This window comes from Pseudoalteromonas thalassia, assembly GCF_049257215.1.
Taxonomy (GTDB): domain Bacteria; phylum Pseudomonadota; class Gammaproteobacteria; order Enterobacterales; family Alteromonadaceae; genus Pseudoalteromonas; species Pseudoalteromonas lipolytica_C.
The window spans coordinates 186,238-204,232 of the sequence record NZ_JBMMUE010000005.1; the positions used below are offsets into that span (position 1 = coordinate 186,238).

A 17,995-nucleotide genomic window follows, 5' to 3' on the forward strand; every position below is an offset into this window, starting at 1 on the left:
GGAGGAATTGTGGTTGTATTACAACAATTGTTGCAATTAACGCAGCAAAGAGCCTTTTGGTTTACTGTTTGCTTATTTACGATTGTGATTATCAGTAACCTGCTGAATTTATTTCAAGCAAGTAATGCCTTTTTATATAAAAAAATAGAATCTCTCAGTAGCACTCAGCAAACAAATGTAGTGCTTATCACCAGTCAAAACCTTAGTGCTAACCATTCACAATTAGTTACCCAGCTTACTGAGTACCAGCCAAAAGCAATCATTGTTTTAGCAGATGAACCTTTAGCACCTATAGACAATGAGCGTGTTTTCTATCCTTATTCGCATAGTAAGTACTGTGTGCCTAACGTAGAGATTTGGGCGACATATCAAATGCGTATTCCAGCAGCGACTAACCTTGAATGTGAAAGTGTGTGGCAAGCTGTTTTTGGTTATAACCATGAAAAATCAAGACTGATTAACTTTAAATTGGCAGTTTCTGCGCTACCTAAATTTACAGCTAAGCGAGTTCTTGGCTTTGATGTGATGAGTGAGCAACTCGAAAATAAAGTGATTATTGTCGGTCAGCAATCAGCTGAATTTAATGTGCTGATACATGCTCCTAAATTAGAAGGGCTTAATGACCCCTTACTTCTTTTTGCTTATATCGCTGATAGTCTCGAAAAAAACAGCACAATAAATGAGCTTAATTTTGTTATCTCGATAATACTTGCGCTGATACTGGTATTTGTCCTACTGTTTTTCTTTCAAAAAATGTCGATTAGTTACTCATTTCTAGTCGCACTAAACATAACTATCATTTGGTGTTGCGCTGGCTATTTTTTAGTGAACTTTGCAAAGTTATTTATCCCTATCGGCCAATACACCATTCTGACCTTTGTCACTTTATTTTGGGTTGTGTTGGCGAGGAAGATTTCTGAAGATAAAGAGCTTACAACTGATGTAAATAACATTCAGCAAATGATGATGGGCCGTTATATTCCGCAAAGCTTTATAGAGCACCCTTCTCCATGGGATCCCATAATACAATTAATTAGCCAACAGTTAGATCTAGAAAAATCAATTTTTTTAGCTCGAAAAGAAGACGACCATCGCGTCGTTGAAATTCGGGCTATCAACTGCCAACTTGATGATATTCAAGAAATGAGACGTGACTATCAGCGAACGCCTTATAGTAATGCGTTAAAGTCATTGGGTATCGTAAAGATCAACCGTCCATTTTTTAAGCAAATCATTGACGGTGAAATCGAGTTTATCGCACCACTGGTATACGCCGGAGATGTCCGTGGGTTTTGGGCTTTATCAATCATTCCTAATCATAACTTTAATCAGCAAGCCTTTGAGCAAAACGTTAATAAATTTGCAGCTCAGGTTGCTGAACTACTATTCCATTACCATATTTTCAAAACAACACAGGCTAAAAACCGTACCTTATTAAACAGGCTACTCACCTTTAAGCTGCACGAGCCTATTAGCCAAAAGGTAAAAAGCTCCCTGAACGAAATGGAGCAAAAGCTTACTACCTTAGAGATGGTTTTTAACCACACAAGCCCAGCAACTGTGCTTTTTAATCTGTTTGGTCAAGTTATTCAAACCAATGCATCTTTAGAGCGTTTTGCTAAGCAGCATCAAATAGCTATTTTTGAAACCACTGCGCTTGATTTGCTGTGTAAAAGTTGTGAGCTTGATATTGAGATTGCAAAGGGTAAATTACGTTACATTACTCTTAATAAAGCGACCGTTGAGCTTCCTGCTAAACTTGGTGCACATCATTACACTCTAATTATTAGAGCGCTTCATTCAGATAACTCGCAAACTGCATCAGGTGCACCTTTTCAAGTATCTGGAATTTTATTTGAGTTTATAGCAAATACTCCCGAAATAACTTCGGAGGCTAAACTTTAATGGATTTCGTTTTAGCGCTTTTTCCTGCAGGTAGTGGACTGGGCCAATCAGTAATAACAACTGTTTGGGTCGGCACGGCTGTAGTATGCCTACTGAATTTGCGCTTTGGTTTTCCACTCACAGGCCTTGTTGTACCAGGTTACATTGTGCCACTTTTGATAATAAGCCCCACCTCTGCCGCGGTGATTATTATAGAAGCAATTGTTGTGTTTGGGGTTATGCGCTTTAGTGCAAATTACTTGATGGAGCGTTTTGGCTACAGTGAAATGTTTGGCAGGGACCGTTTTTTTGCCATCATCCTAATTAGTATTTTAGTTCGTGTTTGTATGGATACCCTGTTTTGGCCAATTATTGCAGATCAGTTGAGCCAATGGGATATCACTTTCGATTATGCATCACAACTTTATTCTTTGGGTCTTATCATCATCGCACTAACTGCCAATGTAATGTGGAATGGTGGCTTTAAGTACGGCCTGAAAGTAACTTTTATTCAGTTGTTCATTACCTATATTTTAGTACGATTTGTACTCATGCCATTTACCAATTTTAGTATCGCTAACTTAGGTATTATGTATGAAGCTGTTGCCGCATCAATCATTGCAGCACCAAAAGCCTATATTATTTTAGTTATTACCGCTTTTTTAGCTTCCAGAGCAAATTTAAAATATGGTTGGGAATTCAATGGTATCATGCTACCAGCCCTATTAGCTTTGCAGCTTACCCAACCAAGTAAGATTTTAACCTCATTCATTGAAACTGCTGTTATCTTAGCCGTTGGCGGCTCTCTCATCCATTTCACTCGCCTAAAACATGCACATATCGAAGGTGCTAGATTATTGATGTTATTTTTTACTATAGGCTTTATCTTTAAGCTTATTTTAAACTATATCGTCGTTTGGTTTTTTCCAACGGTAAAAGTAACCGACACTTTTGCATTTGGTTACATGCTAGCCACCTTACTTGCCCTAAAGATCTATCAAAAAAATGCGTTAGGCCTTGTGCTCAGAGCCACTTTTCAAACATCTGTTGTAGGTGGAAGCCTTGCTATTATTGTTGGCTTTTTAGTAATGCTTATCCCTTCTTTACTAACAAAACAAAATATTGACCCTGAAGCAGAACAGTTGCAAGTCATCACGCTCAATCAGCAAGTGAGTCAATACAAAAGCTACTTATATACTACTCGTTCTAATAAGGTAACAGTAAGTAGCTACAAAGCCAATCAGGCAGTCTCTGATTTCAAATATGCGGTTTATCAGTTAAATGAAGCGATTAAAAGTAAGCAAAAAATAGGTCACCTTAGCGCTTTATTTAACTCTATCGGGTTTAAACTTGTTAGTGATGAAAACTATGTATACCTAATAGATATTGTTGAGAATCAGCAACGCGGTTTATTTGTGATTAACAAAACGCCACAAACGCCACTCATGATCACAGTTCCGTATCCTATCACTGAAAATCTTGCTAGCGACTCAGCAGCCCTTATTTTTCAGCATCTAAAAAGTAAAGCTTTAGTGTTTGGGGCAACAAAAACGCCTCAAATAACATTAGCAAAGGAAAACCAGCAAAGCCCTTTTTACCAAGCATTTATTAACGCATTAGAGGCGCAAGAATTATTGCAAGTTCGTGAATCTAACCGCTACACCGCAGCTTTACTAAAAAGCACGCCTGCTGAAGTTAAAAGCCAGTATTGGATCTTTAATCGACTTCCGGCATCTATAAGCCAACGCGAAATGCATGAGTTTATCGGCAGTGAAGCAACTTATTTTGGTAAGGCAACAGCGAGTAGCTTGCCTTCGAGTAGTTTTAAAGGGTCTATGCTAGAAGTCTTTCTTAATGGAGATAATTACACCAACATTTTGGCGTATATATACCGTGAAAATTACCGTTATAGCAATTTAAAACTCAACATAATCAATGAAGAAATGGTCAAAATTGTCGAAGATTTCTCATCGTATATAAGTAGTAAAGGCAGTCTCAATTATCAACCACTGACACACAGCCAAGTTGCGCTTTGGGAATTTGAAGTACTAACACCACTATATAGATTGATACAGCAAATAGGCAATGCCTCACTGAACGAGGATATTTTAAATCACCTGAAGCAGATAAATGGCACTGCAGAGTTACTTAACTATCAGTTACAACTAGTACAGAATAATAGTGGCCGATATTTACTATTAAGTCCCTTACAAAATAATGAAGCAATGGATCTTGGCCAAGGTCTGTATGCGTTTGCGCTTAGCAAACATGAAGCAATAAGTTTAAGCGTGCCAAGACCTGTTTTTGAAGGAAATACACTTAGTTTTGCCAGCCAACTTTTTACGACTTCAAATGCCGCTAACTTATTAATTGCAGGAGCACACCCATATGCTCACCCGAAGGCTAATGTACTTGCTGCAGACAACGTAGATTCATTATTCAATATCGTCCATCAAAGCTATTCGCGTTTTAAAGCACAACAACCGAGCTTAAATATCCAAATTCGCAGCCATAGTGCTCCGTCATGGATCCGCCCTAATGCAATTGCATTTTCAAATACTCAGGTAAGTGACGTTGCTGCCCCTTTAATGGAAAAACTAACCAAAGACTTAAGCATTTTAGGTGTTAATTACCAAGTAGTAACGGGCCAAAAAGCCACTCGGGGTCTTGAGATTGGTAGCTCACCGCAATATGGCTATCAACAGTTTAATGCAAACAGCGAGCTCGCTACTTTATGGATAGCCTCAGACTTTAAAGAACAGTTTTCAATGGATCAAGATAGTTTGCTTATGCGCCTTCTTGCGATTTCTACTTATCCAACAGTCACCACTATTAACCTAGCCACTTTATCTCCTTCTAACTGGTTAACGTTACCTGACAGCGATAAACAAATTATCTTTAGAAAAATTAATCAATATACCGCTGATAAGCAAATTGCTGTACTGAAAACAATATGTTCAGAGCTTAATGAGTGCGTATTACAAACCATAAAATTAGAAAACTTAGATAAATTCGCACTGATGATCAAGCAGCACAATAGCCTAGTCGCTATATATAATCCAGCGAGCAATCAATTGATCGATGTGGATGTTTTCAACAAAATGATGGGGGGAGGCTTTGATGTATCTAATTAAACGCTTTTTCGCTATCTTAGTTCTTATCATTGTATTGTTAATGGCCTTATTTGCTTGGAATAGCTTTTTAATTTGGCTAGATTCTGCTGAACCAGTTAATCCCCAAACCAGTAAAGAAACTCGCTCGAAAGTACAATGGCTTAGTAGCACAAAACCACTAACTTATACATTTTCAAATCAGCGAACACACTCACTTAGGATCTTATCAAACGCCGTATTTGATCAATCTATTACTCTTGAACAGCCGGTAAATTACGCCATCAAATACACTCTTTATAATGACAAAAAAGAGGTGATTGTAGACAAAGTTTATCACCACGCTTCAAAGTTAGTTAATAACAGTCAAGAGCAACAAATTAAGCAAATCATTGAAAATAAGCAGTCTTTGAATGTGGCTTCTGGGCAATCATTTTACCTACCCATTGAGCATTACCCACAAGCAAAGAGCTTAGCACTTACACTTATTCCTGAAGAAAAGACAATTCAAGGAGTGGTAGTTCGAGTGCATGCTAAAACGCCTGACCAAAACGTTGATCCACTCAATAATTGGCTAAAACGCCCCGTCGATAGACGTAAACGTGCAACTGATTACCTCACGATGGGTGAAAATACCTTAACAAATACTGAAATAACGAATGCAATGGCGTTTTGGTGGCAAAAAATAGCGCCACAAGGTATTCCTGGAATCGACTTTAAATCAGATATTCTTTATGAAAGCTTACCATATAATGTACTAACCTATGATTTTAGTCAGCAACAGCATAGTCTTGCTGCTTACTATACCAAACATGATTTATGCGCCAGTATCACATTAGATAATAGTGATCGTTTAAATTTCACTGTTAGTAATGACCAAGAGACTCCGTCATTAATCTGGTATGACAAACTTCAGTTTGAAGCACCAAAAGTTATAAATTACACGCTAACAGATAAAGAAAACACATATCAAACTCAGCCTCTTGAGCCGGGGTTAATTACAATTTGCAGTGAGCAAGAGCTGCTAACCCAGTGGCGAACTGAATCTGGTACCGCTATTTTAACAAGTTATGCTGGTAGTTACCTGATTAATGCGCAAGAGCTCGTAGAGTTTGATGTCGTGCCACTAAGTCATTTGAACCTTGAGCTCAGGGCTCTCGAAACGAGTCAATTAGATATTTCTCTATACGATGAAAACCAAACCCAAATAGAGCGTTACTCTATTACTATCAAAGGTGAAATTTCTGACTTTGATCGATTAATAGCAGACAACACTCAAAGACAAGCAGTAGGTATGCTTACCCCCTACTACCTTCGTACTGGGAAAGAGACAAAATATGTAAAAATTACGGCTAATAACGATGTGTATGTGCGATTGAAATCAAGACTCGCGAGTTTTCATTATCAACGCCGAATTGCACACCAGCCAATTCTTACTGAGTCTACTAATGGCTTTTATGATATTGCAGCATGGTATGAACAAAAAGCACGTAATCATTATGACTTATCGCAACGTGATCTATTTGTAAATATTCGTACATTTGCTCCGCCTCCAGATGTTGAGCAAACTACAACTTATTATCAATCTAAAGAGCTTTTCAATCTGTTACCACTATCAAATGTGGCTCTTGGGTTAAGCCCGAACCGTTACTATGAGGAACAGCAACCTGCAGAGGAGTTTAATTTTGGACTCTATGATAAAAATCAGGCTATTCCCTCTGCTAGCTCAAATGATAACCGCTTAATCTCTCGATTAAATAGTAACAGTGCAAAAGAGCTTAAAACTGATGACATCTCTTTTGCTGATCAACAGCAGTTAGTTAACGAAGCCAGTGTAATTTATCAAAATTGGTATGGTCATCGTCCTTGGGTAAAACAGCGCCTTTATCAATTGGTTAAAAATAAGCCAGTAAAGCTATCATATGATAAAAAGAAACGTCCAATTAGTATTGTTTTTAAAGTATTTCGTGCCCAAAGCAATGAACCTGTAACTTTAAACATTTCGCATTCTGCAAAGTACAAGCTTGGGCTTACAAGTGAATACAGTATTGCGAAGCAAAGTTTCCAACTTCACAACTCTGAACTATTAAAGTCTTTTTTGATCCACCCTAAAAAAAGTCAAATAACGAGTTATCCGAGCGTTACACTCAATCTAGCTAATGATATAGAGACACTGCAGTATGTGACTTTAAGTTCTTCAGAAACAATTTGGTTGTCTATACTTGAAGAGTACCCAATGCAGGAGCAAAAAGTAAGGTGGTGGAATAATGAACTTTAACTTTATTATTGTTTTTGCATTATTATTTACTCCGTTAACAAGTGTTGAGAGTGATTTTGAGCAACTCACATTTACCTTGCATGCTTGGCTCAATAACCAAGATGAAGTCCCTAAGCACTTTACTTTTAGCGAGGGTGTGTTGTATGCCAAGAAATCTTTAACTTCAGGTGGCGAAATACATTTTAAGCCAAAAGGTAAACCTTGTATTTCTTATGCACCGCATAGATATTTTGACAAGCATACTTTACTAATTGCTAAAGCTCTGTTTAGTGAGTGCCAAGTTTTGTTGACGAATACTAAACATAGAAGCAGCCGCGACCTCCAAGGTAAAATTATAGACTTTAGTCAATACCAAAATAGCAGTAGTAATGCCTTCATTCTGGCATACGGTAAAATCGTTGAAACATTTTCAATTTATCAAATCCATGGATTTGCAAAGGAAAAGCGCACTACAGAGCAAGGACGAAAAGCAGATATCATCATTAGCGAAGGCCATTTACATGCATCGCAACGCAGCTTACACATCTCTAAATGCCTGAATTCTAAACTAGATGTTAATGCACTAGTTTATGGGCAGGATGTATATGAACTAGGAGGTACACAAAACATTCTTAATTCGCTAGGTCCTGTGAATAGTCACTTTTTCCATATCGAGTTAAGTCGCGAACTACGAGAGCGCTTAATTACCAATAACTTACTTTTAAAGCAGTTTAGCCAATGCCTTATTTCATAATCGCTTTTATAACACTTACGCTGCTAGCCTTTAAACCTGCTCATGCTGAACAGCAAGAGCATGCAGTACTTCAGCCGCCGATTTGGTTAAAAACTTCACCTAAATTAGATGTGCTGGCAACGACACAAAAGATACAAGTTGATTCTTTTGAACACCAATATTTATGGCTACCTGAAGGGCATTGGTTGGAGATCAACTCAGAACTGTTAGATAAGTTCATTATGAGTGTAGGCAACACACAATATATTCAGCAACGGATACAACTGGAACGAGACTTACTGTGTTCTAATAAACGCTGCCAACTTCCGGCCTTAGGCCACAACCGTATTGTGGCAATTCAAAACCGTCAGGATGAACAGGCTGAGTTTTCAGCTTTAGTTGGCCACTATCAAACAAAAATTGATAGCTTTAAACGCGCATTAAAACTTGCCAAACCTTCAATATTACTCTCTTCAAGGCAAGGCAGTGAACGTTTTTATAAATTCGATAAAGGCGAAGAAGTTACTCTTTACTTCCCTGATGCTAAAAAAATTAAGCTTTCTGTTAGAAAAAATATGCAATCACTGGAGCGCCACGGCGCTGTGTATGCCTATGTTGATGAAGTACTCACAGCAAAAGTAAACATCATTAATAACCAAGCTCTTGAATATCAAGATCAACAAGTAGGTCTGGTAAATAGTGACTATTTAGCCATTAATGCAGGGCAATATTTAACGATAAGAAGCCACACAGATGCTTACGTAAAAATAACACAAAGCCATCGAGCTATATTCGATGACACAACAGCTAACAAAACCAAGGAAAAGTTGCTGCTACCTTACTGGTTAAAAACCGCTAATGACGCGATGGAATCAGTTTACAATAAATATTCCCTCAACGTTTTTAGTGATGACGTATTTACGCACAATGAGCCTTTGGCTGTAAAACGCCATTATGACTTGCTTTCTTTAATGTCTACTCAGACTCTACTAAAAGGCAGCAGCGTAGTGCATGCCTCTACATCATCAAAAAGTGTTCTAATCACTGAGCTTGAAGAACAACGATTAGTTGATGATCAGTTTTATCCTCGTATTAATAAGCAAGTTAGGGATATTACATCACTTTCTCAAGTCCCCCTTCGTTATGACTTATCGAGTCAAAAACGTGCAACCCCTTGGCTTACATTTGTAGCTCGAAGCGATGAAGATAGTCAGTTAAAACTGACAGCTGGTGGCATAAGCTGGTTAATAAATATCAAGGCAACACAACATTACCAAACGATTAGTGTGTCAGTTCCTGTAAACCACAAAACCATGACAATTCAAAAAACTACTGACTACGTTCCCGTTATTGAGTTTGCAGTTTATGCTCGAACACTCACTGATTTTCCTAGTAACGAAGTACTCTACTTACAACCTGGAGCTCTTGATCAGAACAGCCCTATCACAGCTCAACTGGTAACTAACCACTTAAGAAAGTTATATAGTGACTATCTTGCGATGATACAGCCCTATGCGCCAGCAAGGAGAAAAGTTAAGTTACTAAATTGGCAGCAATCTATGCTAACCGCTAAGGATTTAGCTAAATCGGCACCATTAGATGCACTTGCCTTTTTAAAACCATTAACGCAAAACCCCGATCCATCAGTCGCAGAGCAAGCATGGCAAGTTAAAATAGATATTTTACGTGAACAACACCAGTTTCATCTTGCTACGAGTTATTTAGAAGGACTATATAAAAGTACGCAACAAAAGGAATTGCAACAGTTTGCATTAAGATCGCTATTAGACACTTATCAAGCCGAACAGCAAGAGCTTAAACTGTTTGCCCTATGTGCTGGTAACCTAAATATATTAAGCGAGTGCAGAAATATACTGATCGAACTTGCAACTAAGCAACAGAAAAACCGACTTGCGCTTTGGCTTGCACATCAAGCAGAAGAAACTCAGATTGCCGAACAAAGTTATACGGCTCTAAACTACCATAGTTTGAGCTCTACGATAAAAGCCGAAAATAAACAGTATGAATTACTTTCGGGTGCGCAAGAAACGTTAATAAATTCACAAGGGAAGTTGCAAAACACCGTACTCTCTCAACATATGCCTTGGCAATATACAGCATTAGAACCAGTCCATCTGAGCATAAGTGCACGGACTGAAGCCAAGCAAAATGGCGAGTATCAAACCGCATGGTTAATGGCTGATAGTGAATACCAGCATAAATTAATACCAATCTTTAGTGATATACCTTCAAACACATTGGTCGTTGAAAGCCAACAGGCAACCTCTGTTTCTTCAACGATGATCGTTAGTCTGCAAGCTGGAGAAACACTTAATTTATCAGCAGATCAGAAGACTTTTCTAGATGTCAAAGATATCTCTGATTCGTTATTTACACGATTTGAGTATTATTCTGATGCTACGAACAAAGTAATCACAGGCGATATTATGTCGCTAATTTATGCCTATGATACAACACAACGTGAGCTGTTAATTAATGGCCTATATTTATTATCTAAAAAGCGTTTAAACAATAATGAATACACGCAATTATTACAGCGGATCGCTACAATACCCGCATCCGCTTCATCGACCTTTTTACAAAATAGAATAGAAAGTTTTGGTCACTGGCAACCTCTAGATAGCCTTGTAGATTATGCTGGTACACGCCTTTTCGATATCCAAAGTTCTGCACAAAATAGCTTTGCTGATAGATTTAACCAATTCAAAACGCATTTAAAAAACAATGAAGGATTATTGATTCGACCATTCCACACACTTTACATAGATTTAGCCCAAACAGAGGGAGAACAAATTCGTTTCGTATTTAGTTTTTCTACTGCAGAACTGGCTCAAGCTAATGTGGCAAACTTATCCATAAAACTCGCTAACAATTTAAAAATATGGTCAGTTACCGAGCAGCAGAGCATTCCTTTTACATTTAACAAACAAGAGCTAGATAATAACATTATTGCCCTTCACTGGCTTAATCCCTATTTATCTCAGCAACTAAAAGTTGAAGCACAACAATATATTGCAGGTCGTTGGAGAAAGTTAGATTTACCCACAACCATGCTATTTTATTCTGTAGTCCCTAACACACCACTAGTGGCAACGTTGAATGCAGATCGCTTGATTAAATTAGAGAAAATGAATAACTACAGTCGCAACGAACGTCAATTTTTCCACCCAGCAGGAAAAATTGAAGTCAAAGCCGCTGAGCTTGAGCATGTACGCCTTTATACATGGGAACTGAGTGATCTTAACAATAAGATTTCAGAGTTTACTCAAGCGCAAATTCCTTTGCCAGACTTAGTCACTTATCAAGCACCTGAGCAGCAAAAAATAGTAAGTGAGCAAACATCATTTCAAAGTGATGATTTAAATTGGCAAGCTTTCATTCTTTACGATCAACAAGAAATATTTCAGAGCGCTGAAAATATCCCAACGCGACGAGACATTGATGTTGGTGCTCGCTTACGTTTTAACGACGAAAACAATTGGTATCAATTAGAAGGCTATTATTCATTTAGTGAAAACCAGACAGACATAATGGCGCTTAATGGCTATTATTCATGGCAAGATGATACAACCCCCTGGTATGCGGGTGCGCAACTTCAAAGCCGCTGGCAACCAAGTCATGATGGCTTTGACAGTCAATATGCTCTTGATGGCAGCCTTTATGTTGGGCAAAAATGGCAACGTGACTCAACACATCGCCATCAATGGCAACTGTCACCATTTATTCGCTATAGCAGCGCTGATTTAAACGATTATCTCCGTGACGACTTACTTAATTCAAGTGTGTTCAATTTTTATCGTGAAAACCATGCATCTGGTTGGCAGGGGTTTTATCAATACCGCTATCAACCTTGGGTCGACAATTATTTAAATTTTAGTGTTTCCTCCAGTTCAAATGATGATTGGACAAGCCTAGATTATTTACGCTTCAACACAAGCTGGAACCAATATTATCATGACCATATTTTCCAACTCGGCATTGATAGTTATTACCGCTTGAAGGATGAAAACCGTGCTACAGCCACTTGGCAATACATCACACAATTTGCTTGGCAAACGCAAATTAATTTAGGTGATTTCTCGCATGGTTGGCTAAAGGTTCGATTACAACAGGATTGGGTATGGGATAACCACAATATAAGTATCGAATTTTCATCAGGTAATAATCAGCATACAGGTTTTGCTCCTTTTGCACATGATGAAATTATATTCCCAACACTTCAGTTAAATCATTTGCTAGAGCACAGTGACTATGAGTAGTAACGGACTTACAAAACGCCTTGAAAAATTGCTTTTCGCAGATATTGCCAGTTTCTGGTTAGATTTATATCGTCAAAAATACCGCGAACTCGTAGATGAATTAAGTCAATGGGAGCTAATCAAGGATCAGCCTGAAGATTATGACGAAGATGACTGGCTATTACTGCAAGCCATTGCATTTTTAACTCATAAAATAGATACCTTACAAAATCAATTGACCAAGCTTGATAGCGATCACAGACGCTTTATTGAACGTTTAAATCATGCTGAGTTAAAAGCGGAAAGACAATTTCATATTTTAGACTATGCAGCAGCACTTGGCGCAAGCAAATTGCAACTGCAAAAGGATCAAGAGGCATTTCAACGTTGGTTTGATGAAGGAGCCATCGTAAACCGATACCAAGATAAAGTCTCTGAGCTTGAGCAATCATTGAAATTCTTAATAGGTAAACTAGGTGATCTAACTAATCGTTATTTACGCATTCACTCGGGAGAAATAACTAAATCATGGTTAACACTTAACTTAGAAAGTTTCTTTTTAGGTTTATTAGAAAAAACTGAGAATGAAGCAATTCGTAACTCTATTTTTCGCGCTCTTGCCAACCAAGTTAATTTAATTAGTGAATATGTCGGCGAAACTAAGTTCGATTCCAATCTTGTTGAGCTACTACTGTTTTCTCTTGAGAAGCAATCAACACCTCATGCCGCCAAAGTGGATATTTTAGAGATCCTGATCAATTTAAGACCTACTTTTACCCGCTATTTTATGCGCTCACAAATTGATTTAGATGTCTTGCCAAATGCTAAAGTAGAACGACAACATTTGTTTCTACTGACATCTTTTTCAAAAATTATATGTAAACAACCAAAATTAAATGAGGCTAATTATAAATTACTAATCTTGCTTGCAAAACACGCCTATCCCCGTGTAAGACAAAGTGTTATTGAACAATGCCCACTATTACCTTGGCCTTTTGCTATCAAGCTTTTAATGGTTCGCTTACAAAAAGAAACTCAACAAGCTGTAAAGCTGACACTCATCAAGCAATTAACGGATCCTCGTTTTACCGAAGAGCTACAATCGTTTCATATATGGCGCCAACAGTTAAAAAAAGTACAAAGCTTTGCAGAAAAACGATTGCTGTTGGAGCTTACGCCAAGGATCATGTTTAATTTACAAGTTGAATGTGAAGAGCAAAATCAAGCAGATATATTATTTAAGTCATTTATTAATGTATTAAATAAACAACTTGAGAATGAACAAAGTATTGCCGTCAGACGCGTTATTACCCGTGTTCGAGAGCAGTTAGTCAGCTTTATGTATCAGCAACAAGTTGCTGAGATCGAATTTAATTTAAACTCACATTTAGATATAAATTTAAGTTCGAAGGAGGTAGAGCAAGATTTACTTGGCCGACTTTTAAGCAAACAAGCACAAAATAATGAAGCCTTCAACGTAAAAGAAAAAAGTAAAAGCTATCTAATAACAAGGGGATATAAGCGTGGTTTCCGCTTTTGGCGGCTCTGGCACGAATTTAGAAACCCAAGCACAGGAAAACGCCAAAGTTTTAATCACACACAAGCTAGAAAGCCAAGTGCATTTATGCACGTCCCGAGCTGCACAGTTGCAGAGATCAGCAAAACAGAAGTGCCTGGCGAACCTCGATTCGATGATAAGCAGTTCAGCGCTCGATCACACTTACCCATGCTTGATTTTTTATTAAGTATTTTGTCGCAGGATAACTTAAAAACATCTGCAAAATCATTTACACCTGATGGTATTTTGGTTATCACGCCACCCTCTAACATACTCAAACGTATGTATGCGTATAGTTGGATTTCATTCAACTTTGAAAAATTAGATGATCTACGAAATGGTTCAGAGGTTGAACAGCGAGATTTCTTAGATCTCATAAGAAGTAAAGGTTTTGCACTTGAATTTCAGCAATATGGATCTGTTCTTGATGCAGAGTTTCCATTGGAATCAAGTATTGCCAACTTATATAAGAAACTATCTATAACGCCTTTTTTATTCAATATGTGGGCAAGTTTTAAAGAGTATGCCTATTCACTTTATCAAAATAGTATTGGCCAATTAATCTTTTTTGTTTTGGCTTTTTCTACATACTTTTGGGCGCGCCATATTAGGATAAGTAAACAAATAAAATCGGATAGAGCAAAGATCCCCGTTTCAATCGGTGGCTGGGGCACCCGGGGTAAATCAGGAACTGAACGCTTAAAAGCTGCATTATTTAGTAGTTTAACCTTAAAAGTAATAAGTAAAACAACAGGTTGTGAAGCTACACTTATTTATGCAAGAGCAAGTGGAGAGCAGTTCGAAATTCCATTGTTCAGACCTTTTGATAAAGCGAGTATTTGGGAACAAAGTGATGTACTTCATTTTGCAACAAACGTGAAAGCTGATGTATTTCTTTGGGAATGTATGGGGTTAACCCCACGTTACGTGAAAATTTTAAGAAACTGGATGAATGATAATTTCTCTACGATTACCAATGCTTATCCAGACCATGAAGATATTTTAGGGCCTACAGGAATAGATGTCGCAAATGAAACAAGTCATTTTATTGGTGAAAATAGCCTAGTATTCACCAGCGAACAAAATATGGCTCCAATTCTTGACTTAAATGCGAAACAGAAGAACTCAAATTTAATTCAAGTACATTGGGCTGATAGCTTACAAATAACAGAGGACATTCGCTCTCTTTATCCATACCAAGAGCACCCTGCCAACATCGCACTGGTTTGTAAAATGGCTGAGCATATAGGCTTAAATAAAGACTATGTATTTAAAGAAACATCAGCACGAATTGTTCCAGATATAGGTGTATTACAACATTTTGCCAAAGCACCAATTGCAACAATAAGTCAATCATTCGTAAATAGCATGTCCGCAAACGAGCGATTAGCAACGTTAGAAAATTGGCAACGTCTCAAGCTGCATCAATTAAACGATGACCCTGAAACTCAAGTCATCGCACTAATTAACAACCGTAATGATCGTGTTGCACGTTCAAAGGTATTTGCCTCAATATTAAGCAATGATCTCAGCTTTGACCGAATCGTAGTGATTGGTAGCAATGTAGATGGATTTTATAGCTATTTTTTAGATGCGCTCACAGAGAGAGTCGATAAGTTAATTGAAATTAATGATATTGAAAACTTAGAGACACTACTAGAGCAATTTAACCTACTCACCGGCTCACAAGTAAAGGCGCGGCTAAGTAGTGCTTATGGCGACATGATAGCAGAAAACCTTCTCACCCTAAGCGAAGGAAGTGTCAATAAGTCTTGTATAAAAGAAATCACCGGAGACATTCCATCTCAAGAAATCGCGACTATTCTCTATACCCTGCGCCACTACTATCAGCGTATAGCTTTAGACTCTTTAAAGGGTGATATGCAAAAGTACAGGGATGAAATAAAAGAGCGATTAATTTTAATCACAAAGTCAAAAGTTACTCTACTTGACGACAGTAACATATCCGCAGATGAGATAACCATGGCTATTGCAAACTTAGCTTTGCCAAATACCCATCAAGTGATTGTGGGCATGCAAAATATTAAGGGGGCAGGATTGAATTACGTATACGCTTGGCAACAGTGGCAAAAGGTATCTCAAACTATAACAAAAATGCTGAGCAAACATTGCTCTGCAAAAGAGTTTAGAACAGCACTAACAAATTTAAATATGATCGTATCATTTAATCTATTAGAAATAGATTACTTAAAACAAAAATTAGTTACTCTTAAGAAAAGCCAGCTTGCACAAAATGAGTTTTGCCAAGCTGAAATAACCGCTCTACAAGAAAAGATTACTGACGAAAATACTTTAGTAAACGAAGAGAGTTCGCAACCTCGAGCTCTTCGTTATTTTAATCAAATGATCGAATCATTTTTAGATGCAGGTGCTGCTGTTAAACGTAAAAAACGGGCCATCCAAATTTATGACGATATTGCTGAAAAACGAATAACATTAGAGAAAGCGATAAAATTACTTAGTGAAATGAATCGAAATCAAAACTCAGGATGGTTCGCAAAGAAATCGAGAAAAGACTAACTTTATGCCGATTATATTAAAACAATATAAAACTTAATTATTTAAAATTAAAACAAGAGAAAAAGAACATTAAAAATCAGAATTTTCCTATCAAATAAAGAAATATAAAAATTTCATAAGCTTAAATTATAAAAACTAAAAAATATAAAAAAACAAACGTGTACCCAAATTGAAAATATTCATATAAAGGATGAGAATAAAGAAGATAAAAGCACTTTATCTAATCAAAGAAAGGATATGTTATGAAGAATTTAGTTTGTAAGTTAGCTGTATTGCCACTAGCGGTTGCCTCAGCGTTCGCTGTAGCAAACACAAATCTTGTTGAAAATGGATCATTTGAAACAGAAGTTGTTAGTGGTCAATGGCAATTATTCAATGAAATTACAGGTTGGACACGCAGCTCTAATGCCCCTTTTGAAGTACAAACAAGTGGTTTGGGTATTCTTAAAGCAAAAGATGGCCAACAATACCTAGAACTTGGCTCTACGCAACAATATAGCGTGTCTCAAGTTGTATCAACAGAAGCTGGTAAAATGTATGAATTTAGCTTCTATTACTCAGCACGTACTTCTGGCGATGACACAGCTAGTAAAGTTGAAGTATTTTGGAATGGTGAATCTTTAGGTGTTGTTAATGCTAAATTTAAAGGTTGGACAAAATACAGCTTTACTGTAGAAGCGAGTGAAACCAGTTCAGAAATCACTCTAAAAGGTGTTGGAACAGGTGGTAGTACCGGTGGCTTTATAGACAATGTGTCTGTCGCCGAAGTTGCAGAATATTGCTCAGTTAAATCAGGTTTATATGCAATTAATAAATTTGGTTCTGATACTGAAGGCTACATTTATCACTTAGATCCAGAAACATCTGCAGTTTCACCAATTGCAGGTGTTACTAACACTGCTGCAAATATCGCTGGTAAAGACGGAAAGCTTTACTTTATGGAGCAGTTAGATAGCGAAACTAGAGATTCAAAAATCTATAGTCTTGATTTAGAAACAAACACACAAAGCGAACTAGCAGATACTAACTCGTATACTATTACCCGTTCGACAGTTTCTCCTGATGGACTTAACTTACGTGCAACAAGCAAAACTTACATGTACGACTTCAACCTTGAAACAGGGGCGAAAGAAGTATTAGGTAAATTTAGCTTCGAAGGTGAAGAGTTCACCGGCGGTGATATCGCTTATTCATATGATAATAACGTACTTTACCTATTAACTGATAAAGCACTTTACACTGTAGATGAAAGTACTTTAGAACTAACTTTAGTTGGTGAGCATGGTGTAAATTGGGCATCAGGCCTAGCAGTCGCCGATGATGGTACTATCTACGTTACTGGCAGAAAGAGTGGTCAAAGCGCGAAACTTTATACGCTAGATCAAAATACTGCTGAAGCGACTTTCGTATTACGTGGTCCTGCACATTTGAATGATCTAACTTACATTAGTGAATCAGTTTGCTCAGTTCAATAAATACATTTGATATTTTAATGCCAGTTTAATACTGGCATTTTTTCAACATTCCGTCATTTCTCACATAAAAATATTCCCTCAACATTGATTTAACAATACGCGTAATAAATCTGAAAAGTAAAAAGACACAATAATAAGACCTTCAAAAGCAAAATTAATCACTTCGAAAATGAAACCA

7 protein-coding genes are annotated in these 17,995 nt (G+C 37.4%); all 7 read left to right on the top strand.

From position 1 onward, the window contains the following. Nucleotides 1–9 precede the first annotated feature (9 nt). The 7 genes from AAEU31_RS08615 to AAEU31_RS08645 all read left to right on the top strand — a co-directional run bounded on the left by AAEU31_RS08615 (nt 10) and on the right by AAEU31_RS08645 (nt 17,817). Entirely contained in the window at nt 10–1,905 is a 1,896-nt protein-coding gene (locus AAEU31_RS08615; RefSeq protein ID WP_421966990.1) for a hypothetical protein, read from the top strand. Next, on the top strand, nt 1,905–5,018 hold the full coding sequence (locus AAEU31_RS08620) for a poly-gamma-glutamate biosynthesis protein PgsC/CapC (protein ID WP_421966991.1): 3,114 nt from the start codon (nt 1,905–1,907) through the stop codon (nt 5,016–5,018). The genes AAEU31_RS08615 and AAEU31_RS08620 overlap by 1 nt, the downstream gene beginning before the upstream one ends. Continuing rightward, a complete protein-coding gene (locus tag AAEU31_RS08625; protein WP_421966992.1) occupies nt 5,005–7,272 on the top strand; it encodes a hypothetical protein in 2,268 nt (755 codons plus the stop codon). The genes AAEU31_RS08620 and AAEU31_RS08625 overlap by 14 nt, the downstream gene beginning before the upstream one ends. Beyond that, nucleotides 7,262–8,005: a hypothetical protein gene (locus tag AAEU31_RS08630; protein WP_421966993.1), complete on the top strand. Its 744-nt coding sequence runs from the start codon at nt 7,262–7,264 to the stop codon at nt 8,003–8,005. The genes AAEU31_RS08625 and AAEU31_RS08630 overlap by 11 nt, the downstream gene beginning before the upstream one ends. Further along, the gene (locus tag AAEU31_RS08635) at nt 7,990–12,264 is read left to right on the top strand and encodes a hypothetical protein (RefSeq protein ID WP_421966994.1); all 4,275 of its coding nucleotides are present in this window, start codon (nt 7,990–7,992) and stop codon (nt 12,262–12,264) included. Before AAEU31_RS08630 ends, AAEU31_RS08635 begins: the two co-directional genes overlap by 16 nt. Further along, entirely contained in the window at nt 12,257–16,342 is a 4,086-nt protein-coding gene (locus tag AAEU31_RS08640) for a poly-gamma-glutamate synthase PgsB (RefSeq protein ID WP_421966995.1), read from the top strand. Before AAEU31_RS08635 ends, AAEU31_RS08640 begins: the two co-directional genes overlap by 8 nt. A gap of 242 nt (nt 16,343–16,584) precedes the next feature. Next, nucleotides 16,585–17,817 (top strand): DUF642 domain-containing protein, encoded by a 1,233-nt coding sequence (locus AAEU31_RS08645; protein WP_421966996.1) that lies wholly within the window; start codon nt 16,585–16,587, stop codon nt 17,815–17,817. Nucleotides 17,818–17,995: the final 178 nt, after the last annotated feature.